Raw genomic sequence first — 22876 nt, 5'->3', positions numbered from 1 at the left:
GTAACATACGCCCAGCCTTGGCTGGGCGTATTGGTATTGACTCGATTGCCTGCATTTTTTCAGCCGCGGCGTTAGCCGAACACGCCGGCTTGCCAAACGACCGCGCCACCTAACAGCAAAAACAATAGCGCACACAGGCCATCGATAACTGGGGCGACCTTGGTGAGCACTTGCTGTACGCGACTGCCTGATAGCAGCCAGGCGAGTGACGAAAACCAGCCTAATGAGAGTAGGAACACCACCGCCACGGCCATGGCTTTGCCACTGGCAGACATGCTGGCCGGCACCAAGGTACTCATCAACGAAATAAAAAACACCAAGGCTTTAGGGTTAAAAAGGTTGGTCAGTACCCCTTTCCAAAAGGCCTGTTTTTGGCCGCGTACTGCAGGCGCATCATTGGTAGTTTGCGCCGGCGCGGTGGCGGCGAGCAAGCCTTTAATCGCGCTAAGGCCTAAATACATCAGCACACTGCCCCCTGCCACTTGCACCCACATAAACAGTTGTGGATGCTGATGCACCAACAGACTGATGCCGGTAATGCTCAATATTGTGTGTGCCAAAATACTGAGCGATAACCCTAGTGCAATCGCCAAGCCAGTAGCACGGCCATAACGGGTTGCATTTTGGAGCACCAAGGCAAAATCGGGCCCGGGGCTGAGCAGTGCAATCATATGCACCCCCGCCAGTGTGGCGAGAATAGTCAGCTCGTTCATCCTAACCTCTTTTTAAGCATGAAAAGGGCAAGATACGCCATAGCCTTCGCAGGAGTATTGTAGATTCTTATCATGGTTAGCGTGCTTGTGAGGGCAGCAGGGCAAAGTGGTTATAAAAAGCACGGACAAAATGTGCTTGATCATGAAAGCCGTGTTGGTGGGCAACCGTGCTCAGCGGCGTGCCAGCACGAATCGCTAACAAGCTTGATTCGAGGCGTAAGCAGAGGAAATAGGCGTAAGGGCTCATACCGGTTGAGCGCTTAAACTGGCGACAAAACTGTGGCACGGACCGATGTGTTAGCTGGGCGAGCTGTGACAATTCAACCCCCTCTTCCAAGTGGGCATGCATGTATTCTCGCAACTGCTTAAGCTGCGTTTGGGTGAGAGGTGCTTGTGGATGTTGCTCGTTATGGGTATACAGCAATGGCTCTATGGCGGCGACTAGCGCGGACTCACAAGCCAGTGAATCGGGCTGGTGTATCAACTGCTCACTCAGTTGATACACGCGTTGCCAGCATGTGCGTGCCAAGGGCTTTGTTGTGAAGGGCATGGTGTCATTACCAATATGATAATGCTCCGTTAGCCATTGCGGTGACAGCGCGATCACGCGATAGCTATAGGCATGTTGGTCGACGGCAGTGCCATCATGTACCTCACCTGGAGGCATAATCACGAGCTCTCCGCGGCGCGCAACATGGCTCGCACCGCGGTAGTAATAACGCTGAGCCCCACCGGTGATCAGCCCGATATGATAATCAAGATGATAGTGGCGCTTGAAGGACTCATGATGAAAATGGCCTTCGATAATACGCACGCCGGCTATCTGGGTGGCTTGGTGCTGGGTCGTCAGAGCGCTCTCCTTACTGGTTTAGTCAATCGCCGACGCTTGCTTTAGCGAGGATTTAGGTCGGCGTGCCCGATAGGCATCAAAGCTAAATATTGCCAAGGCGGCCCAAATAAAGGCAAAGGTGGTGGCTTTATCTGGGGTAAAGGGTTCGTCATACAAGCCGACGGCAAGTAAAAACATTAAGCTAGGGCCGATATATTGGAAAAAGCCCAATACCGTTAAGGGTAGGCGAGTGGCAGCACCCGTAAAGCACAGTAAAGGCACCGTGGTGATCAAACCGGCAGCGGCCAGTAGCATATTGAGGTTGATGGGATTATCGAGCAAGTTGGCGCTGGGGGTATCGGCAAACTGCCAAAGATAAATCAGCGCAACGGGCAAGAGTGTGCAGGTTTCCACAAACAACCCCGGCACCGCAGGGAGATTGATTTTTTTGCGCAGTAAGCCGTAAATCGCAAAACTGGTGGCCAGCACCAACGCAATCCAAGGCAGTGAGCCAAAGGTGATCAGTTGTACTAATACCCCCACCAACGCCAGCGCGGCTGCAAGCCACTGTAGACGGCGGAAACGCTCACCAAGAAAGATCATTCCCAGCGCCACGTTCACCAGTGGATTAATGTAGTAGCCAAGGCTGGCATCCAGCATGCGGTTATTGACAATCGCCCAGATAAAAATCAGCCAATTACAGCCAATAAAGCAAGAGGTGAGCATCAACATCAACAGCTTTTTCGGCTCGCGGATAATCGGCTTGAGCTGATAAAAACGACGGGTGAAAAAAAGCAGCAATGCCAAAAAGACAAACGACCACAATACCCGGTGCGCTAAAATTTCGGGCGCCGGAATATGGTTGACCGTTTTAAAGTACATGGGGGCGATACCCCACATAATGTAGGCCGCAAGGGCCAGTAACACGCCTTGGCGTGTGCGTTTTGGATCAGGAATCACAGCGCAGTCTCGTTATAAGTGTCGGTCAGGGATGAACACGAACGTGTGCATGTTGCCTAGATGTAACAAGTTGTAAGGGCGGGCGCAAGCACCTTTCTCTGTGCTCAGGGTTTCATCGCTTACGGGGTGTCGGTAGAATGAGCGCCAGTTTGAGTAATGAGCTTGATTATGTCCGCCACCCCCGCCCATGCCGATGCGTCAACCGAAACTGACGCCGCTACCGCTGATCCTGCCATGAGTCCTGCCCATCAGGTACTCAAAGCGGTGTTTGGTTATCACCAGTTCCGAGAAGGTCAGCAAGCGGTGATTGATGCAGCGATTGCGGGGCGTGATGCCTTGGTGATTATGCCGACCGGGGGAGGGAAGTCACTGTGCTATCAGATCCCCGCGTTGGTGCGCACCGGCTTGACCGTGGTGATTTCACCTTTGATTTCATTGATGAAAGATCAGGTTGACCAGCTTAATGCCAATGGGGTTGCGGCGGCGTGCTTAAACTCAGCGATGACGCCTGAGGCGCAAGCGGATACTTTGCGTGCGCTAAATCAGGGGGAGGTGAAACTACTCTATGTGTCGCCTGAGCGCGCGCTAGGGCGTGACTTTATCCATCGCTTAACGGAGTGGCAACTGGCGTTGATTGCGGTCGACGAAGCGCACTGTATTTCCCAGTGGGGGCATGACTTTCGTCGTGAATATGCCTCTTTAGGCCAGCTCAAACAGCACTTTCCTGACGTGCCGGTGATGGCGCTGACTGCCACCGCGGATGCCACCACGCGCGAGGATATTTTGTCCCGCCTTGCCCTGCACGATCCGCTGGTACATCTGGGTAGCTTTGACCGCCCTAACATTCGCTACACCTTGCTGGAAAAGCATAAACCTTTGGCCCAATTAGTGCAGTTTCTGAGCGGTCAACGCGGCCAATCAGGAATTGTCTATTGCAATAGCCGCAAGCGGGTTGAGCAAGTCACTCAAAAACTGTGTGATAACAATATGCTCGCCGCCGCTTACCATGCAGGGATGACCACAGAGGCGCGCGGATCAGTCCAAGAGGCGTTCCAACGTGATGATGTCAATATTGTGGTGGCGACCGTGGCGTTTGGGATGGGGATCAACAAGCCCAATGTTCGCTTTGTGGTGCACTATGATGTGCCGCGCAATATTGAATCTTACTACCAAGAAACCGGCCGAGCCGGGCGAGATGGACTGCCGGCTGAAGCGGTGTTGTTGTACGACCCCTCCGACATGGGATGGCTCCATCGTTGCTTGGAAGAAAAGCCGGATGGGCCCCAAAAGCAGGTCGAAAGCCATAAACTGACTGCGATGGGCGCATTTGCCGAAGCACAAACCTGTCGTCGTTTAGTGCTTCTAAACTACTTTGGAGAGCATCGGCAAACCCCATGTGGCAACTGTGATATTTGCCTCGACCCGCCCACCCATTTTGATGGCACCGAACAAGCACAAAAAGCGCTGTCGTGCGTGTACCGTGTTAACCAAAGCTTCGGGGTCGGGTATGTGGTGGAAGTGTTGCGCGGGATGCAAAATCAGCGCATTAAAGATCATGGCCATGACAAGCTCTCTACCTACGGCATCGGGCGAGAGTGGAGCCATGAATACTGGGTAAGCATTATTCGCCAATTGATCCATCGCGGTTATCTGGTGCAAAACATTGCCCGTAGCTCGGTACTGCAGTTAACTGAACAAGCGCGACCATTACTGCGCAGCGAGATTGCCCTTGAGCTGGCGGTGCCGCGTATTGGCCTCAGCCCTCGCACCAAGGCCAACAAGCTGAGCCAGCGCCATTACGATAAAAAACTGTTCGCCAAGCTGCGTAAGTTACGCAAAGCCATTGCTGATGAAGAAGATATTCCACCTTATGTGGTGTTTAACGACGCAACCTTGATGGAAATGGCCGAGATGCTGCCGTCATCGCAAGCGGAGCTCCTAGCGGTCAGTGGCGTTGGGCAGCGCAAGCTCGAAAAATTTGGCGATGCGTTTTTGGACTTGATTGACGATCACTTGAGCTTGAGCGAGTACGGCTATGGCACCGAGTAATTGGCAATTGATAGCGTCCGACAACACCTTGGCGTTTTATCAGCCGCAGCTGGATGCGGATAATGGCAAAGAAGTCTGTCAGCCATTGCTGCAAGCCCTCGAAGCCTCTGTGCTTGAGTGGCAACAAGACGCGGATATGATGACCTGGCTGATTGATTTTGAAGGCACGCGTTTGATGCTTAAAGCAGCACATTACACCCAGAGCGTGTGGTTAGAAGCGCTGGATGAGGAGGGCGATGAGGTAATTGCCTTTTTGCGCCGCTGGTGGACGCGTCATCCGCCTCTTTAAATTGCGCTGGCACCGTCGCTTGATTGCTGTATAATTCGCCACCTCGCGCTGCCTGTAGACGGGTAGCTAAGTATTTTGGGTTCCCTCGCCCCCAATGACAAAAAGGTGCACTATGAGCCACTTTTCTCTTGCTCAGCAGCGTAAGGCGCTGGGTTACCTCGTGATTTTTCATCTACTGATCATTGCCTCCAGTAACTACTTGGTGCAGATCCCCTTTACGGTTTGGGGTTTCCATACCACGTGGGGGGCGTTTACGTTTCCGTTTATTTTCTTGGCCACTGATTTAACCGTCAGGATCTATGGTCCGGCATTGGCACGCCGTATTATCTTGCTGGTAATGGTGCCCTCGCTGCTGATTTCCTACGTGTTATCCGTCTTGTTCTATCAAGGCAGTTACCAAGGGTTTGCGGAGCTGGGCACGTTTAACCTCACAGTTGCTCGGATTGCGATTGCCAGCTTTATGGCTTACTTACTGGGTCAGATCTTAGATATTCATGTGTTCAATCGGTTACGCCAGCAGCGCCAATGGTGGGTCGCGCCGAGTTGTTCCACCTTGTTTGGTAATGCGTCAGACACACTCGCCTTTTTCGCGATTGCGTTTTACCAAAGTCAAGATGCCTTTATGGCCGAGCACTGGGTTGAAATTGCCTTGGTAGACTATGCCTTTAAGCTGATTATTAGCTTGGGGCTGTTTATTCCTATGTATGGGGTGTTGCTAAACCTGATTATTCGACGAATCACACAGGTGACGCCGTCGGCGACGATGCAGCAAACGTCCTAATCAGTAGCAGAATAAAGAGTCGCATTGCGGCTCTTTTTTTACGTCAATGCGAGGAGGTGAGATGGAAATTCGTGCTGGGCACTTAGAAGATGCGGCAACAGTGCTTAACAGCGTGCCCGAGTTGGATGCAGGTGTATCCTTGGAGCAATGCCACGCGCGATTAGCGGGACGCACAGCATTGGTATTAGTCGCATACCAAAACGGTGAGCCTGTCGGTGCCAAAATAGGCTACGCCACCAGTCAGACGCAGTTTTATAGCTGGCTGGGCGGGGTAACCAAAGCGGCCCGAGGTCAAGGAGTGGCGAAAGCGCTACTCAAGGCTCAAGAAGCGTGGGTAGCGGCTTCTGGCTATCAAACGCTTGCGGTCAAATCACGTAATCGCTTCACCGCGATGGTGTGCATGCTGATGCGTCATGGCTATCAGATGGTTGCGGTGGAGCAAAAAGGTCAGCCTGCCGATTACCGACTTTATTTTGAGAAGCAGATCAATAAATGTACAGCGAGTGAAAAATAAGCGTATTTTTTTCTTGATAAACGATAATGAGAATGGTTATTATTAACTTGCACTCAGGGCCAAGCCCACATGCTCAGCTCTGAAGGCACGACATTGCTCACATTGCTTCCAGTGTATTAGCGGGGCGCTTATCAAACAGTGATTAAGTTAGCCTATTTTTGCTAGGCGACACCTCTCAGGGTGTCGCTTTTTTCTTTTCTGGGCACTGGCTTTTCGAACCAAAGTTGTTAGCGTGATGACTTTGGGTGCAATAACAGTTTGATGACAGCGAGTGAGTCTGAGCACAAGATCAATAAATGAAAAAGATTCTCAACTAAGTCTTGAAAGTGGGAATGAGAATGGTTATTGTTAACTTGCGTTCAGGGCAAAGCCCACATGCTCAGCTCTGAAGGCACGACATTGCTCACATTGCTTCCAGTGTATTGGGGCCAGCAAACTGTTCTGGTAACAGCTTTGTTTTTGCGCTCACTTGTTATAGCGACGCCCATCTCGGCGTCGCTTTTTTCTTTTTCTCTGCTGCGTTTCTGTGCGGATAAGCGTGTCTAGGCGAGTTCTACCAATTTTTTTACCATCCGATTGATCCCACTGGCGGCATCCAGGACTGACGTCGCGAGCATATAGGCGGGCGTGGACAGGAGATGGTGGCGCTGATCTAATACATAATCTGATACCGGACACTCAATATGTTCACCGCCCATCCGATTAAAGGCGGCAGCGATATCTGGCTCATTGCCAATGGTGCCCTTGACGCCTTTTGGATAGATCTGCGGGATCATGATGGGGGCAATACACATGTAGCCGGCGGGCTTTTCTGCACGAGCGAAGGCTTGGCAAACCGCAAACATCTCTTGATTGACTTGCACCGGATCGCCATTGTAAGCAAAGTCCGATAGGTTTTTCGCGGCGCCAAAGCCGCCGGGAACCAGTAAGGCGTCGAAGTGGTCGACGTTTAAATCCGTTAGCGGAAGAATCTCCCCACGAACAATACGGCTGGCTTCGGTGAGTACATTACGTGTCTCGTTCATCGCTTCGCCGGTACGATGATCGATCACATGGTGCTGATCGATATCTGGTGCGAAGCATTGCCATTGGGCATCGTTTTGCTCGAGGGCAAGCAGGGATAGGACTACCTCTTGGATCTCGGCACCGTCAAACACGCCGCAGCCAGATAAGATAACAGCCACCTTTTTCATGATGCTCTCCTTGTATCGAGATTAAAATTATCGCAATCAATGTGGATAATCGACCAAACGCGTCTACGCTTAGTTACGTTCAACAGTGTCGCATTGGTGCTGGGTTAAGCGAAATAGTAGCCAAGTTCGATAACCAAATTGGTGATTATCTCCGCAGTTTGTGATGACTTTCTCTGCAACCTCATGCAGAGCAAGTGATTTCTTTTTCCACACCTAAGGATCCTTTTTCGATCAAGATCCTTTTTGCGCCACGTGGAATAAGTGTTTGTTTTTAATCTATTTAAAAATCAAAATCTATGATTATTTAGACGAAATCAAAACCCTATAAAATATTTACCAACAAACTTATCCACAGCTCAGGCTATGGATGTGAAAAACCGTGGTTAACAGGAATGACGACTCGTGGCATGCTTAGCAGCTAACGTGTTTAACTGGCAACCAAGATTCTGATATGGCAACTCTTCCCGACAATCCGTTAATCCTCGTGGATGGCTCTTCGTACCTTTACCGGGCATACCATGCTTCTCCTAATCTCACCAATAGCCAAGGTGAACCCACCGGGGCTGTATTTGGGGTGGTGAACATGCTGCGTAGTTTGTTGCGACAATTTCCCCATTCACATGTGGCGGTGATTTTTGATGCTAAAGGGAAGACGTTTCGTGACGATATGTACGAGCAGTACAAAGCCAACCGTCCACCCATGCCAGATGACCTACGCGGGCAAATTGAACCTTTGCATAAGATTATTAAAGCCATGGGTCTGCCTTTACTCGCGGTAGAAGGGGTGGAGGCTGATGATGTGATTGGCACACTCGCCACTCAAGCCTCAAAAGCGGGAATGCCGGTTCTGATCAGCACGGGTGATAAAGACATGGCGCAGCTGGTGGATGAGCATGTCACCTTAATCAACACCATGACTAATGTGGTGATGGATCCTGAGGCGGTGCGTGAAAAGTATGGCTTTGGTCCTGAGCATATTATTGATTACCTTGCCCTGATGGGCGACAAAGTCGATAACATTCCTGGCGTACCGGGTGTGGGAGATAAAACCGCGACCGCGTTGATTGCCAATCTAGGCGGCTTGGATGATATCTACGCCAACCTCGATAAGATTGCAGCGCTCAGCTTCCGCGGCGCGAAAAGCATGGCGAAAAAACTGACTGAGCATCAAGACGCCGCTTACCTGTCTTATCAGCTCGCCACGATTAAATTGGATGTTGAACTGGATTTCACCCCTGAACAGCTGGTCAAGCAAGAGCCTGACAATGACACCTTGGTGGCCATGTATCGTGACTTGCAATTCCGCCGCTGGCTTAAAGAGCTGGATGAAGGCGATGCGCCGGAAGAGGCGGTGTCTGATGAACCTATCTCGCAAGCGGCCACGATTGACCGCAGTGGCTACCAGACCGTTCTGACTCGCGACGCACTGGACACTTGGCTGAAGAAAATTCGTGACGCTGAGGTAGTTGCGGTCGATACGGAAACCGATAGCCTCAACTATATGGAAGCCAATCTGGTTGGTATTTCATTTGCCGTCGCGCCGGGTGAAGCGGCGTATGTACCGGTAGCGCATGATTATCTGGAAGCGCCTGCTCAATTATCGCTGGATGAGGTGCTGGAGGTGTTGCGTCCTTGGTTGGAAGATCCTTCAGCCGCGAAAGTCGGCCAGAATCTGAAATATGATGCCAGTGTGTTTGCGCGTCACGGGATCACCTTAAAAGGGATCGCCTATGACACCATGCTGGAATCGTACGTCTATAACAGTGTGGCGGGACGCCATGACATGGACAGCCTCGCTGAACGCTACTTGCAGCACACCTGCATCAGTTTTGAAGACATAGCTGGGAAAGGCAAGAAACAACTGACCTTTAACCAAATCCCTCTTGAGCAAGCGGCACCTTATGCGGCGGAAGATGCCGATATTACGTTGCGTTTGCACCAATACCTGATTGGTAAAGTCACCAGTGACGAGAAACTGAAAACCATCTTTGAGTTCTACGAGATGCCGCTAGTCAGCGTGTTGTCGCGTATGGAACGTCATGGTGTGCTAATTGACAAAGACAAGTTGGCGACCCAATCAGAAGCGTTACATACTCGTTTGATTGAGCTTGAGCGTGAAGCGTTTGAGATTGCCGGCGAAGAGTTCAACTTAAGCTCGCCCAAGCAGCTACAAGCGATTTTGTTTGAGAAAATGGGCCTGCCGGTAGTAAAAAAAACCCCATCAGGTAGCCCTTCAACCAATGAAGAAGTGCTGCAAGAGCTCTCACTCGATTACCCGCTGCCAGCGCGGATTTTGGAATACCGTGGGCTGGCAAAGCTCAAATCGACCTACACGGACAAATTGCCGCGCATGATCAATGCGCAAACCGGCCGTGTGCACACCTCGTATCATCAAGCCGTCACCGCGACGGGGCGCTTATCGTCCACCGATCCGAACTTACAAAATATCCCCATTCGTAACGAACAGGGTCGTCGTATTCGTGAAGCCTTCACCGCGGAACCGGATCATACCATTTTGGCGGTCGATTACTCGCAAATCGAATTGCGGATTATGGCGCACCTATCCGGTGATAAAGCCTTGCTAGAAGCGTTCCGTGACGGCAAAGATATTCACGCCGCCACCGCAGCGGAGGTGATGGGGGTAAGCCTCGATGAGGTCACCAGCGAGCAGCGACGCCGCGCTAAAGCGATCAACTTTGGTCTGATTTATGGCATGAGTGCTTTTGGTCTGTCCCGTCAATTAGGGATTGGCCGTCAAGAAGCACAAAGCTATATGGATACCTACTTTGAGCGCTACCCAGGCGTAAAGGCCTACATGGACCGCACCCGTGAGCAAGCGGCGGAAAAAGGCTATGTAGAAACCATTTTCGGTCGTCGCCTTTATCTGCCTGAAATAAAATCACGCAATGGCATGCGTCGTAAAGGGGCCGAGCGCGCGGCAATCAATGCGCCGATGCAAGGAACGGCGGCCGATATTATTAAGCGTGCGATGATACTGGTTGATCAATGGATTCAAGCCAATGCCGCGGATGACGCTCGTCTGGTAATGCAAGTTCACGATGAACTGGTACTGGAAGTTAAAACGTCATCTTTATCCAAAGTTGAAAGTGAAGTACGGAAACTGATGGAGTCGGCAGCGGACTTGGACGTGCCGCTGATTGCTGAGTCTGGACACGGTAATAACTGGGGTGAAGCCCACTAAATCACGGCTTTTCCTGTGGTTTAATAACAAAAAAGCTAAAGCCGACACCATGTCGGCTTTTTTTTCGTCCGTTTATCTTGCTGTTTTGGCGTCTTTTTGCACATTTCGATACAAATTTATGAAAAAAAATTACGTAGGATACTTTTCAACGCTGTGCATTTGATATACAGTTATTGGCGTAGGGTACAGAGGTAAGATGTTCTATCTTTCAGACCTTTTGTTTCACGTTATTGGATTTGGCTGATTCAGCAGCCCCAGTCAGGATACTGACTGGGGCTTTTTTTATTGGCCATTTCCCAACCGATGAAGACACCCTGCCACTGCCTTTTTATGTTTCGCTGACTCGCTTATGCTCATTCTTTTCAAAAAAATTAGAGTAATTACTTTAATTTTAGTGATGAGCTTGGTTATAATGCGCGCAGCTTCTTGTTCTTTATGTGTCTACGGGGTCTTATCAGATCGCTTACGCACAAAGATTCGCCGATCCTGTCTTAGGGTCGGCTTTTTTTTGGGCAATTTTGCCCGAAGTGATGGTTTTGTGACCTTGAGGCAGGAATCAAAGTGAATGTGCGGCGAGACTAATGGTTCGACAAAGCGATACTTGCGTTATGGGCGATTGTCTATAAAACTTGTCGCGATAATAAGATAAATCCTATTTCTCTCCCGTTGCCCCACCTGTTCAGGTGGGGACTTTATTTTCTCTGCCATCTTCAGGCTAGACGAGCTTATAAATGCAGCTTACTCGGCGTATAAGAGGCGATCACTCCGGCTCCGCATCAGGGGAAGTCTCGTCGAGAACGGTTTCATCAGGCGCTTGGTGGTACCAAGTGTCGAGCTTACGGCGAAGCTTATCGACGCCAATGCCTTTTAGGGATGAGAACAATTCAATCTCTACATCGCCACAAAACGCCAGTGCGGCTTCACGGATCTTCATCAGTTGTTGCTTACGGGCGCCGGATTTTAGTTTATCGGCTTTGGTCAGTAACACCATGACAGGCAGGTTGGATTGCACTGCCCAATGAATCAACTGTTGATCAAGATCCTTCATGGGATGACGAATATCCATCAACACCACCAGTCCGCCCAACTGCTCGCGTTTTTGTAGGTATTCACCCAGCGAACGTTGCCACTTTTCTTTCATCTCCAGTGGCACTTGGGCAAAACCATAGCCGGGCAGGTCGACAATATGGCAACCATCGTCCACCTTAAAAAGGTTAATTAATTGTGTCCGCCCCGGCGTCTTACTGGTCTTTGCAAGGCTCTTTTGGTCACAAAGACGGTTAAGGGAGCTAGACTTGCCGGCGTTGGAACGACCAGCAAACGCGATTTCTATCCCAGTATTATCAGGCAGATGGCGAATATCGGGTGCGCTGGTAACAAATTGGGTGTTACGGTAATTAAGCGATTGCTCCACTGTTAACTCCGTCTCGTCTTGGTGTAGTAGACTGATTACTTTTGTGTGAATTTGTGTAAAATAACCGTGCTCGGTTTTTGATCGGTTATTGTACCATGACGGTAACGAAGTAGTGGTACTGGAAGCTTGATAATTATAAATGGAATGTCATGAAGAAATTAGCGCTAATATTGACCCTCCTCGCCAGCGCCTCAGCCTGGGCCCAAGGAGATGCTGAAGCGGGCAAAGCAAAAGCCAATACCTGTGCCGCCTGTCACGGTGCCGATGGTAATAGCATTTTGCCTGACTACCCCAACTTGGCGGGTCAGCACGCCAACTACATTGAAAAGCAATTAAAGGAATTTAAGCTCGGCGCGCAAAGCGGCGGAGAGCAAGGTCGTTACAATGCTGTGATGGCAGGCATGGTTGCACCGCTTTCAGAGCAAGACATGGCTGATCTCGCGGCTTACTATGCGACCTTGACGCCTAAGCCTGGCACTACGCCTGAAGGCTCGGTGGCGGTTGGCCGTCAGCTTTATATGGCAGGTGATCCTGAGCGTGGCATTGCAGCCTGTACTGCGTGTCATGGTCCGCGCGGTAATGGTACGCCTTCTTCTGGTTTCCCCAAAATTTCTGGCCAGCCCGCGAAATACCTAGCGAGTCAGCTGAAAATGTTCCGCGATGGTGATCGTCATAACGATATGAATCAAATGATGCGCTCAGTGGCGGCGAAGCTGACCGACAACGAGATTGATGCGTTGTCAAAATATCTTGGTGGTCTGCACTAAGACAGCATCGCCTCGCAGCGACACGCACACATATCGAAAGCGAAAGGGGCGCAGGCCGCTTTCGCTTTTTTGTTGCCTGACGTCTTACCCGCTTAGCGTTTGCCTTCGGTTTTTTACTCATACGAACCGACTCCGCGCACCTGACCCTATTGACGCAGATAGCTGCACCGCGAAAAGAGCGACTTTTTTTGTAAGAGATCGCCCATAGATTGCCGTGAAAATAGATATGATTTATGCGAGACAATAAAATATAAACATAATATTCAGCTACTTATGACTTAATGCCGTTTTGTTCCCATCTGTTTTTTGGCTGTAATTCTAGGCAATGATTATGGTTGTAGTATTCTATCCCCATCGACAGGACGTTGATGCATCACCCGCACGGAGCGCGGGAGAAACGCTAGGAAGGTGACGCCACCACGGTGGTGCGCATGGAGCGCGTTAGCACAAGGAGTGTGATGCACGAGGACAGTGCCGTGGTTGTCATGATGACAAGGACGCAGGATGCGACTGTTAGGCAGGTAGCCACCACAGCAACAGGACGTTGATACAAAGGGCGCACAGCGCCATCAAGCAGGGACGAAAGACGTACCAGGACGGACGACACCCGCTTATATCGCTCAGGCGATACCGCGACAGGCTTTATGCCTGTCGCTTTTTTATTGACCCACTTTCTGCTACATTCGCGCCAGCTTCTGGCATTGAAGAATGATATGCAGCATTGCCCATTATGTGCGCACCAAGGCGTACACCCTTACCATAGTGATAAACAGCGAGCATACTTCCAGTGTGCAGTGTGTGAGTTAGTCTTCGTTGACCGTGATGCGTTGCTATCGGCGGATGATGAGAAGGCGATTTACGACTTACACCAAAACCATGCTGAGGATGAAGGCTATAAACGTTTTCTGTCCCGCCTGTTCACACCGTTAATGACACGGTTACCCCAACATGCTTACGGGCTCGATTTTGGTTGTGGACCGGGGCCGGTATTGGCGAGAATGCTGACTGACGCAGGGCACACGATGGCCTGCTATGATCCCTTCTATGCGCCAGATGCACAGGTCTTAGAGACGCAGTATGACTTTATTACCTGTACAGAAGCTATCGAACACTTTTATCAACCCGACGTGGCTTGGCAACAATGGCAAGCCATGCTAAAGCCCGGTGGATGGCTTGGGTTGATGACCAAGTTGGTCACAGACCAAGCGGCATTCTCACGTTGGCATTACAAAAATGACCCCACACACGTGAGCTTTTTTAGCCGTCATACTTTTGAGTTTTTAGCCGCACAATCGGGCCTTGCGCTTGAATTTGTTGGCAACGACGTAATTTTAATGAGGAAACCACTGTCATGACGCGTAAAAAGAAAACGCGCCGCGTAGGATCGGAAGGCCCGGCGCAATACGTAGATAAAAATCAGAATGAACAAGATCGCATTGCGCGTATGCTGAAAAAGCAGAAAAAGCGCAAAGGTAAAAAAGCCGGCTCGCGTCATTCGGAAGAAAGTAAAACGCAAACGCGCCGCAGCGGAGGTAATAAAGACCCGCGCATTGGCAGTAAAAAGCCTATCCCACTCGGGACGGATGCGGTGAAACCAAAGCAGCCTAAACTCACGCCTGAGCAAGAGCTTGCCAAACTCGAGCAAGACCCTCAACTGAATGTGTTGTTGGATCGTATCGAAAACGGTGAGAAGTTAGGCTCTGGTCTGCAAGCGTATGTGGATGAGAAGCTCGATCGCATTGAAGTGCTGATGGATAAGCTTGGTTTACTCAATGACGACGACACTGATGAAGACGACCTGCTGGCGAAATTTGAACAACAGGACGACTAACGAGGAGTAACAGGTGCAGGATTGGATCTGGGTATTAGCCGGACTAGGCGGATTAATTATTCTCGGCCTATCCATTTATGCGGGGGTGTTGCTGGCTAAATTAAAACGCCAAAACACCTTACAAGCGCAGCAAAAAGAGGCTGCAATTGCCAAGCGCAACGATAAAATTGTCGAGAGTGTCGACGTGATTGCGTTTGCTGCACTTAACGATCAGTGTGATTTATCGGAAGCGGCGATTCGGCTCTATATGATCATGGATCATTTGCAAGGCGATAAACGGGTCGAGTTTGATAGCCGTTATCCCGCCTTGTTTGAGCTGTATGAGGCGGTGAAAGATACTCCACGCGGCGAGGCTCGCAGTGCGCTGAAAAAGAAAGAGCGTATGAAGTTTGACCTAGAACGGGCGAAACACGAAGCGCGCCTTGAGCAAGCGATCAAGGCCGAGTTGGCCGAGATTCTCGCGTTTACGGGCGGTCGCCATATCCCCGATCATATCCTGACCCATTAAAGCCAGTCGCGCGGTCTATCTTCTGACCGCGCAATACCCCTATAATTATTGGGCGAAACTCGATCTCACCGACATTTTCGCATCGCTAGCGCCGGTTTGTGCTCAACACATCACCAAAAGCTGTGGCACACTAGGCGCTGTTGTCCTGAGCGCTCTTTGCGGAATTGTAAGCCATGTCCTCACCACAAGTTATTTGGGATCAAGCCCTTATCAATAAGTACAACTATTCAGGGCCCCGCTATACCTCGTATCCTACCGCGTTAGAATTTCACGAAGCCTTTACGGCCGCTGAATTTGATATGGCCTGTAGCCAGTATCCTGACCGGCCCTTATCGCTTTACGTGCATATCCCGTTTTGCCATAAGCTTTGTTATTACTGCGGATGCAATAAAGTGGTGACGCGCCATCAGCATAAAGCGGATGAATACTTGGATGCGCTAGAGCATGAAATTCGCCAGCGCGCGTTTTTGCTGGGCACGCGTCGCGTGACTCAATTGCATTGGGGTGGAGGGACGCCGACATTTTTAACCAAACCGCAAATATCCCGTTTGATGAACTTGTTGCGTCAAGAGTTTCACTTTGAGGCCGAGGCAGAAATCAGCATTGAGGTGGACCCGCGTGAAATTCCATTGGACATGCTTGATCATTTGCGCGGTGAGGGATTTAACCGTATTAGCATTGGCGTGCAGGACTTTGATAAAAAAGTGCAGCAGTTGGTCAATCGAGAGCAAGACGAAGACTTTATCCACGCCTTGGTTGAGCGTGCGCATGAGCTGGGATTTCGATCCACCAATCTTGATTTAATTTATGGTTTACCCACACAAACGCCAGCGGGTTTTGCCAAGACCTTAGAGCAAGTGCTAGCGATGCGTCCGGGACGTTTGTCGGTGTTTAATTATGCGCATTTGCCATCGCTGTTTGCTGCGCAGCGCAAAATTAAAGACGACGACCTCCCATCGCCAGATGCCAAGCTGACTATGCTGCAAGAGACCATCACCACATTAACCGATGCTGGCTACCAATTTATCGGCATGGACCACTTTGCTCTGCCCGATGATGAATTGGCTGTCGCGCAGCGCGAAGGGCGTTTACACCGCAATTTCCAAGGTTACACCACGCAAGGTGATTGTGACTTACTGGGGTTGGGGGTGTCGGCAATTTCGATGATTGGCGATTGTTACGCCCAAAACCAAAAGGACATGAAGCAGTATTATCAGCAAGTGGATGCTGAGCGCCATGCATTGTGCAAAGGCGTGATGCTAGAGCGCGATGACCGGATCCGCCGTGATGTGATCAAAGCATTGATGTGTAATTTTTACTTGGATAAAGCCCAGATTGCGGCCGAGTATGACATCGACTTTGATGGCTATTTTGCCGAGGATCTGAAACTCTTGCAGTGTTTTGTCGATGATGGCTTGGTCGCCTTGACCGACACCAGCATTGCAGTGACCAAAACGGGGCGCATGTTGATTCGTAACATCTGTATGAGTTTTGATGTTTATTTACGGGATAGGGCTCGCCAACAACAGTTCTCGCGAGTGATTTAAACAAAAAAACCGCCAAACGGCGGTTTTTTGTGTCGCTTGGTTCGCAAATTAGCGGGCCGCGGCTTTGGCGGTCAGTGCCGCTTTCTCACTGTCAGACAAGAAAGCAATGGTCAGGCCATTTTCTTGCAGTGTGTGGATTTGCGCAGCAGTTAAGCCCGCAGCTGGGGCAGCCACTTCGTATTCATACGGGAGTTCAATGCCTTCGACGGCGGGATCGTCGGTATTTAACGAAGCAAGAATACCGTGATCGAGGAACTGACGTACCGGGTGCTGAGACAAATCCGCCACCGTACTGGTTTGAATGTTCGACGTTAGGCAGCTTTCAATCCCGATACGGTTTTCGGCTAAGTAGTCCATCAGTTTTGGATCCTCAATGGCTTTAACCCCGTGCCCGATTCGGGTCGCGCCAAGTTCATTAATGGCTTGCCACATGCTGGCCGCACCCGCGGCTTCACCCGCGTGCACGGTCACTTGCAGATCGCTGGCACGGACTTTGGTGAAGTGTTGGGTAAATTGATCGCCAGGTTGGCCCAGCTCATCACCGGCCAGATCGATGGCGACCAATTGATGTTTCTGGGGCAGCAAGGCATCTAGCTCCGCCATACAAGCTTGAGGGCCAAAAGTGCGGCTCATGATACCAATCAGGTTGGTTTTTACGCCAAAGTCACGGCTACCGGCTTGCACGCCATCGACCACGGCTTCCACCACGCCTTCGAGAGGCAGTTGATGTTTCATCGCCATGTAGTAAGGCGAAAAGCGTAGTTCCGCATAATCAATGCGTGCGTTTAATGCGTCTTCGACGTTCTCATACGCCACACGGCGCACTGCATCCAAGTCACCCAGCACGGCGACGCCCCAGTCCAGCTTGGACAAAAACGCGACCAGATCCGGCTCGTTTTCAACCACTTGCACGTGTGGGCGTAGCGCATCGATGTTGGTTGCCGGCAGAGGCATCGCGAATTTTTGCCCCAGCTCTAAAATGGTCTCGATACGGATGTTGCCGTCCAGATGGCGGTGTAAGTCCGTCAAGGGTAGGTCTTTTCTTATCATCATCGGTTCCCAGCAGGTGAGTTGGCGCTCAGTATAGCGATTGACCATCACATCGTCAGTAGCCAGTATGCCGATGACGTGACAACTATCGCGTGGGGAGCTTATCCGTTACCCGTTCTGTTGGCAGTTCGGCCAAAGGAAGCGGCTTGGCAAACAAGAACCCTTGGGCGTAGTGGCAGCCAATTTCACGCAGTCGAATCGCTTCTTCTTGGGTTTCAATCCCTTCGGCAACGAGGTGGACGTCCATGCCACGGGTCATGGCTACTACGGCTTCAATGATGCGCTGGTTGGTCACATTTTCAGTCATCGAATGCACAAAGCTGCGATCGATTTTTAAGCTATCAAAGGCCATCTGGTGAAGGTATGCCAAAGACGAATAGCCGGTCCCAAAATCGTCGATGGCTATTTTGATGCCCAGTGCACGGATTTTAGTTAGCCCTGATGTCGCCAGTTGCTCGTGGCTCATAAGTTGAGATTCGGTGATCTCTAAGGTGAGGTTATCGGCGGGCAAGCGAGTACGTGACAGGACATCTTGCAACTTATCGATAAAATCAGCGGATAAAAGCTGGCGGGCGGATAAGTTTACGTGCAGCTGAAAATCCGCTGCCCACACGCCTTTTTCAATTTGAGCGACGGTATCGTACGCAGCCTGTTCGAGCACTTGCATACCAATTTGATTGATTAAACCGCTTTGTTCGGCCACCGGAATAAATTCGGCGGGCGACACCATACCCCGACTGGGGCTTTCCCAACGGACCAGTGCTTCGGCGCCACAGAAACGGCCATCAACAAGACGCACAAGAGGTTGATAGTAAACCACAAATTCATGGTGCTGTACGGCATGATGAAGCTCGAGCAGCAAGCGCGACTGCTCTTGGACACGCGCTTGCATACTGGCCTCAAAGAAAACATAGGCATCGGTTTCACTGCGTTTTGCCTCACTCAGTGCCAATCCTGCGTGTTGCAATCCTTCATAAATGGCATCGCCAAAAGTGTGGCCAAAGACTACCCCCGCACATGCATCGACTAAGACCTCATCGTTACCGATTTTTACCGGACGCTTGAACAGGCTGAGCAATTGATTCACCAAGGCTTCTGACTGAGTGCGATTGGTGGTGTTGGGAGCCAGTACAGCAAATTCATCACCGCGAATCCGTGACACCAACATCCCAGTGCCATCCGCGAGATCGGTTAAGCGCTGAGCAATGGTGCACAGGAGTTGGTCGCCGCCGTCTTGGCCAAGGCTGTCATTGATGTTGCGAAACCCGTTGATGCCGAGGATCACTAAGGTGTTGGGCGCGTGATAGCGGATGGTATTGGCTTGTTCTAATAAGCCTTCTCGGGTGTACAAACGGGTTAAGTTGTCTTGCCGGACCTGTAGACGTAATGCGTTGAACGAATCCTGCACCTTGTCTGACATGTTGTTAAAGGCATCTTTAAGGATGGCGATTTCTCGCAAACTGGCAGAGGTGTTGATCCGATACGTCAGGTTCCCTGAAGCAAGCTTGGCGGCAGCTTCCGCGGTATCGCGCAAAGGGCGGGTGAGTTGGCGAATAATCAAATACACCACCATTAACCCAACTAGCGCCATGGCTATCACCAGATAGACACTGATCTTTTGTTGGTTGAGTAAGCTCTCCAGCAATAGCTGATCGGGCAAGGCCACCACCACATACCAGTCGTGCTGGAACGGTGCCGCCATATCTACCCTCTTGATCGTGCCGTAAAAATTGCCCTGATCGGCAATCTTAAAATAAAAAGGCTGCCCTAATTGCGAGGGCGCAGGAGGCCAGTCATCGGAGATATTTCTAATGGTATTGTTGAGCACCGAGTTATTGGGGTCGCCGGGAAAATGAAGAATATTGGTCGGGCTGTCTTGGCCGCTGTGTGCCAGCATGCGTCCTTCCCTATCGACAATAAACAAGGCACCGCCCAGCTTTTGCTGACGCTCACTTAAAAACTGATTGAAAGCAGTGAGTTTAATGTCGCTGGCAACCACGCCCCATACTTTGTTGTTTATTTGGATGGGGGCAATGGCAGAGAGCGAGACTTCTCCCACCTCATCGGTATCGCGATAAATATCGGTCCAGCGTGGCTGCTCACGGTTAAAGGCAGGAATGTACCAAGGGCGCACACGGGGATCGTAATCCCCGTCTTGATAAATCACATTGGATAAAGGCGTACGCCCATCGAAGATGCGCAAGGCGCGGTCGGTATCATCACTGCGCTCCATGAGGATGTATTGGCCACTGGCGCTTTTTCGGTAGCCGTAATAGTCGCCGCGGGCATCGACACCAATGCTCAACACCTGCATATGAGGCATGGCTTGAAAAAGGGAGGTATAGCTGTTGAGCAAGTAATTGCGAATGTCTTGTGGGGTGGGATTGCGATCTTTCGCCCACGCTGCCACGCTGTCAGCGACAAAGACATTGGTGTAAAACGGATTTTCGAGGTATTGACGTAAGTCCTGCTCTATCCCCTGAGAGTAGTCGGTAAGCAGTAACTTACCGACGAAACGCGAACTGGACTGGTAATGATTGTTGATTGTAAAAACGATCACAATCAGTGTCAGCGTGAGTACGAGAAACACGGGTAACATGACAGCTGCTCGAATCGAAAGGGGACGCATGTTTCTCATTAGTACAACAACTTAACTCTTCTTAAGAACCCAACACAATTGGCGGATTGTACTCCAATCACTGTTATTAAATTTAGCAGAGGTTCAAAGTGTTTGAGTTTTAATAATGAGTCATGACTCAATATTAAGCTCTTTTAGCTTGCGAGTGAGTGTATTTCGTCCCCATCCGAGTATTTTCGCTGCATCCTGCTTGTGACCATGGGTGTGTGCCAATGCTGACTCCAACAATATGCGCTCAACACTCGGCAGTGCCTGTTGCAAAATGCCGTGTTGGCCGCTGGCAATCGCATGCTCTGCCCATTGCGCCAATGCGTGCTGCCAGTCTTGCTCTTCGTTCTCAGCGAGGCGGGTGGGCTGATGAAGCAGCTCGCGAGGTAAGTCGCTGGGTAAGACCTCATTGCTACTGGCCATGACGGTTAACCATCGGCAGGTATTTTCTAGTTGACGCACATTCCCCGGCCAAGGTAGCTGGCTCATGATGGCCTTGGTATCTGGATGGAGCTGTTTGGCTTCGACGCCGAGCTCTTCCGCGGCGCGGGCGAGAAAATACTGACACAATTGCGGAATATCTTGGCGTCGGTCTTTAAGAGACGGTAAATGGACGCGAATGACATTCAGGCGGTGGAACAAGTCTTCTCGAAATGCGCCTTCCGCCACCAAGCGCTCTAAATCTTGGTGGGTGGCGGCGATGATCCGCACATCCACATCCACGGCGGCGTGACCACCGACGCGATAGAATTGGCCATCCGCCAGCACACGCAGCAAACGTGTTTGCACATCCAGTGGCATATCGCCAATTTCATCGAGGAATAACGTGCCGCCATTGGCTTGCTCAAACCGTCCTTGGCGCACCGAGTTTGCACCGGTAAAGGCGCCTTTTTCGTGGCCGAACAGTTCAGATTCAATCAAATCTTTGGGAATCGCGGCCATGTTGAGTGCGATAAAAGCATGGTCAGCGCGGGGGCTATGGCGGTGCAATGCTTGCGCCACTAACTCTTTCCCTGTGCCAGACTCGCCATTAATCAAGACTGAAATCGATGAACGAGAAAGGCGACCTATGGCGCGAAACACTTCTTGCATGGCGGGCGCTTCACCAATGATTTCTGGCATGTCCGCTTGAGAAGGCTGGGTGGTTTGCTGCTTTTGCTGCTCTTTGCGATGTGCCAGTGCACGCTCGACTAAGGCTAGGGCTTCATCAATATCAAATGGCTTCGGCAGATACTCGAATGCGCCCTTTTTGTAAGCATTCACCGCGGCATCCAAATCTGAGTGTGCGGTCATAATGATCACTGGCAAATCCGGATGTTGCTCATGAACACGATGGAGAAGGGCGAGCCCATCCGTGCCCGGCATGCGGATATCGGAGACCAACACATCGGGTGTTTGCTCGCGGAGTGCGCTTAACACACTGTCGGCATCACAAAATGTCTGACACGCTAAATTGGCGGCGCTTAAGGTGCGCTCCATGACCCAACGAATGGAACTGTCATCATCAACAATCCAGATGGTTCCTTTACTCATGCGTGGTGTCCTTTTCAATAATCGGTAATTGGATGATAAAGCAGGTGTGCCCCGGCCAGCTATTAACCTCAATCTTTCCTTTATGCTGATCAATGAGGTGGTGGGTAATCGCAAGCCCGAGGCCATTTCCGTTCACTTTGCTGGTGACCATAGGGTAAAACAAGGTGTCTTGTAGCTCGGGGCTGATGCCCGGCCCATTATCGATAATCTCGATTTGTGCCACGACACGATGACGCATGCCATGAATCACGGTTTGAAACCCTGTGCGTGTACGCAAGGTAATTTGTCCATCGGCTTGCTCGCGCACCGCGTCGGCAGCATTGGCCACCACGTTGAGAATCGCTTGCTCAAGTTGTTCTGGATCCATGTCAAAATCCGGCAAGCTAGGGTCGTAGTCGCGAATGATATCGACCGCGCCCTGCGTGTCGAGATTGACTAACTGACGGACCTTTTCCAGCACCACATGAATATTTTGCTTTTGTCGCAGCCCCGGACGCTGCGGGCCCAGTAGTCGGTCGACGAGATTACGCAGCCGGTCCGCTTGTTCAATGATGATTTGGGTGTATTCGGCCAAGCTCGCATCGGGCAACATTTTTTCCAGCAGCTGTGCCGCGCCACGTAAGCCACCGAGCGGGTTTTTTATTTCGTGCGCTAATCCTCGGACTAATTCTTTGGCCGCTTGCTGCTGTGCTTTTTGGGCGAGCTCTTTACTGATCCGTTGCTGCTGGCTAACCACATTGACTTCGAGCAGGATTTTCCCGCCGTCTGGGTCATCAAATAGCGGACTCGCGCTAAGTTGGACTTTTTGTGGTTGACCGTCGACCACCCAAGTCACATCACTGTCGGTCAAGCTCTGTCCGGCTTGTGTGGTACTGACGATGTGTGACCAATCCACACTGGCATGTTGGAGCTGTTCTGTAAGCGGTTGGTTAACTAAACGGCGGACACTTTGGTGCATCAGCTGCTCAGCGGCTGCATTGGCGTACAAAATACGCCATTGTGTGTCGACCACGACAATGGCCGTTAGCAGATGATCGAACAGTTGCCCTGGCATCATGTGCGGCTGAATC

Annotated in this window: 20 protein-coding genes; 11 read left to right on the top strand and 9 right to left on the bottom strand. The window is 50.9% G+C overall.

Annotated elements, in window-relative coordinates:
- Positions 1-71 precede the first annotated feature (71 nt).
- The 3 genes from N7E60_RS13540 to rarD form a co-directional block, all read right to left on the bottom strand.
- Positions 72-713 carry a LysE family translocator gene (locus N7E60_RS13540; protein WP_269597744.1) on the bottom strand — a complete coding sequence of 214 codons (642 nt, stop codon included), beginning with the start codon at positions 711-713 and terminating at the stop codon, positions 72-74.
- Between the two features lie 76 nt (positions 714-789).
- Positions 790-1527, bottom strand: a complete 738-nt coding sequence (locus N7E60_RS13535) for an AraC family transcriptional regulator (RefSeq protein WP_269597743.1) — start codon at positions 1525-1527, stop codon at positions 790-792.
- A gap of 54 nt (positions 1528-1581) precedes the next feature.
- Positions 1582-2499: an EamA family transporter RarD gene (gene rarD / locus N7E60_RS13530; RefSeq protein ID WP_269598599.1), complete on the bottom strand. Its 918-nt coding sequence runs from the start codon at positions 2497-2499 to the stop codon at positions 1582-1584.
- A gap of 171 nt (positions 2500-2670) precedes the next feature.
- Here rarD and recQ point away from each other — a divergent pair, with 171 nt between their 5' ends.
- The 4 genes from recQ (at position 2671) to N7E60_RS13510 (ending at position 6135) form a co-directional block, all read left to right on the top strand.
- Complete coding sequence (gene recQ, locus N7E60_RS13525; RefSeq protein ID WP_077765907.1) at positions 2671-4551, top strand: ATP-dependent DNA helicase RecQ; 1881 nt, start codon at positions 2671-2673, stop codon at positions 4549-4551.
- Positions 4538-4840: a DUF3630 family protein gene (locus N7E60_RS13520; RefSeq protein WP_269597742.1), complete on the top strand. Its 303-nt coding sequence runs from the start codon at positions 4538-4540 to the stop codon at positions 4838-4840. The genes recQ and N7E60_RS13520 overlap by 14 nt, the downstream gene beginning before the upstream one ends.
- A 112-nt stretch (positions 4841-4952) precedes the next feature.
- Complete coding sequence (locus N7E60_RS13515) at positions 4953-5621, top strand: 7-cyano-7-deazaguanine/7-aminomethyl-7-deazaguanine transporter (RefSeq protein WP_077455766.1); 669 nt, start codon at positions 4953-4955, stop codon at positions 5619-5621.
- A gap of 61 nt (positions 5622-5682) precedes the next feature.
- Entirely contained in the window at positions 5683-6135 is a 453-nt protein-coding gene (locus tag N7E60_RS13510) for a GNAT family N-acetyltransferase (RefSeq protein WP_269597740.1), read from the top strand.
- Between the two features lie 542 nt (positions 6136-6677).
- Here N7E60_RS13510 and elbB read toward each other — a convergent pair.
- Positions 6678-7328 carry an isoprenoid biosynthesis glyoxalase ElbB gene (elbB, locus tag N7E60_RS13505; RefSeq protein WP_069590273.1) on the bottom strand — a complete coding sequence of 217 codons (651 nt, stop codon included), beginning with the start codon at positions 7326-7328 and terminating at the stop codon, positions 6678-6680.
- Positions 7329-7779: 451 nt separating this feature from the next.
- Here elbB and polA point away from each other — a divergent pair, with 451 nt between their 5' ends.
- Together polA and N7E60_RS17465 are read left to right on the top strand one after the other, a co-directional pair.
- Positions 7780-10530: a DNA polymerase I gene (gene polA, locus N7E60_RS13500; RefSeq protein ID WP_269597739.1), complete on the top strand. Its 2751-nt coding sequence runs from the start codon at positions 7780-7782 to the stop codon at positions 10528-10530.
- Between the two features lie 196 nt (positions 10531-10726).
- Positions 10727-10774, top strand: coding sequence for a hypothetical protein (locus N7E60_RS17465; protein ID WP_438616993.1), 48 nt, complete (start codon positions 10727-10729; stop codon positions 10772-10774).
- 516 nt (positions 10775-11290) lie between these two features.
- Here the strand turns inward: N7E60_RS17465 and yihA are convergent.
- Positions 11291-11944 (bottom strand): ribosome biogenesis GTP-binding protein YihA/YsxC, encoded by a 654-nt coding sequence (yihA, locus tag N7E60_RS13495; protein ID WP_069590269.1) that lies wholly within the window; start codon positions 11942-11944, stop codon positions 11291-11293.
- 149 nt (positions 11945-12093) lie between these two features.
- Between yihA and N7E60_RS13490 the strand changes: the two genes are divergently transcribed.
- The 5 genes from N7E60_RS13490 (at position 12094) to hemN (ending at position 16597) form a co-directional block, all read left to right on the top strand.
- Positions 12094-12711, top strand: coding sequence for a c-type cytochrome (locus N7E60_RS13490; RefSeq protein WP_269597737.1), 618 nt, complete (start codon positions 12094-12096; stop codon positions 12709-12711).
- 713 nt (positions 12712-13424) lie between these two features.
- Positions 13425-14066, top strand: coding sequence for a class I SAM-dependent methyltransferase (locus N7E60_RS13485; RefSeq protein WP_069591276.1), 642 nt, complete (start codon positions 13425-13427; stop codon positions 14064-14066).
- Positions 14063-14542: a Der GTPase-activating protein YihI gene (gene yihI, locus N7E60_RS13480; RefSeq protein ID WP_069591261.1), complete on the top strand. Its 480-nt coding sequence runs from the start codon at positions 14063-14065 to the stop codon at positions 14540-14542. Before N7E60_RS13485 ends, yihI begins: the two co-directional genes overlap by 4 nt.
- A gap of 13 nt (positions 14543-14555) precedes the next feature.
- Positions 14556-15050, top strand: a complete 495-nt coding sequence (locus tag N7E60_RS13475; RefSeq protein ID WP_077640167.1) for a DUF2489 domain-containing protein — start codon at positions 14556-14558, stop codon at positions 15048-15050.
- Positions 15051-15223: 173 nt separating this feature from the next.
- Positions 15224-16597, top strand: coding sequence for an oxygen-independent coproporphyrinogen III oxidase (gene hemN / locus N7E60_RS13470; protein ID WP_269597736.1), 1374 nt, complete (start codon positions 15224-15226; stop codon positions 16595-16597).
- Positions 16598-16645: 48 nt separating this feature from the next.
- On the opposite strand, the gene add is transcribed toward hemN, so the two are convergent.
- From add to glnL, 4 genes are all read right to left on the bottom strand, one after another.
- Entirely contained in the window at positions 16646-17647 is a 1002-nt protein-coding gene (gene add, locus N7E60_RS13465; RefSeq protein ID WP_269598597.1) for an adenosine deaminase, read from the bottom strand.
- Between the two features lie 85 nt (positions 17648-17732).
- Complete coding sequence (locus tag N7E60_RS13460) at positions 17733-20276, bottom strand: bifunctional diguanylate cyclase/phosphodiesterase (protein ID WP_269597735.1); 2544 nt, start codon at positions 20274-20276, stop codon at positions 17733-17735.
- Between the two features lie 120 nt (positions 20277-20396).
- The gene (gene glnG / locus N7E60_RS13455) at positions 20397-21806 is read right to left on the bottom strand and encodes a nitrogen regulation protein NR(I) (RefSeq protein ID WP_069591253.1); all 1410 of its coding nucleotides are present in this window, start codon (positions 21804-21806) and stop codon (positions 20397-20399) included.
- Positions 21799-22863 (bottom strand): nitrogen regulation protein NR(II), encoded by a 1065-nt coding sequence (gene glnL, locus N7E60_RS13450; RefSeq protein WP_069591252.1) that lies wholly within the window; start codon positions 22861-22863, stop codon positions 21799-21801. Before glnL ends, glnG begins: the two co-directional genes overlap by 8 nt.
- Between the last annotated feature and the right edge of the window lie 13 nt (positions 22864-22876).

This window comes from Salinivibrio proteolyticus (assembly GCF_027286365.1).
GTDB classification, from domain to species: Bacteria; Pseudomonadota; Gammaproteobacteria; order Enterobacterales; family Vibrionaceae; genus Salinivibrio; species Salinivibrio proteolyticus.
The sequence above is the reverse complement of the archived record's forward strand: the minus strand, read 5'-3'. Positions and strand labels throughout refer to the sequence as shown.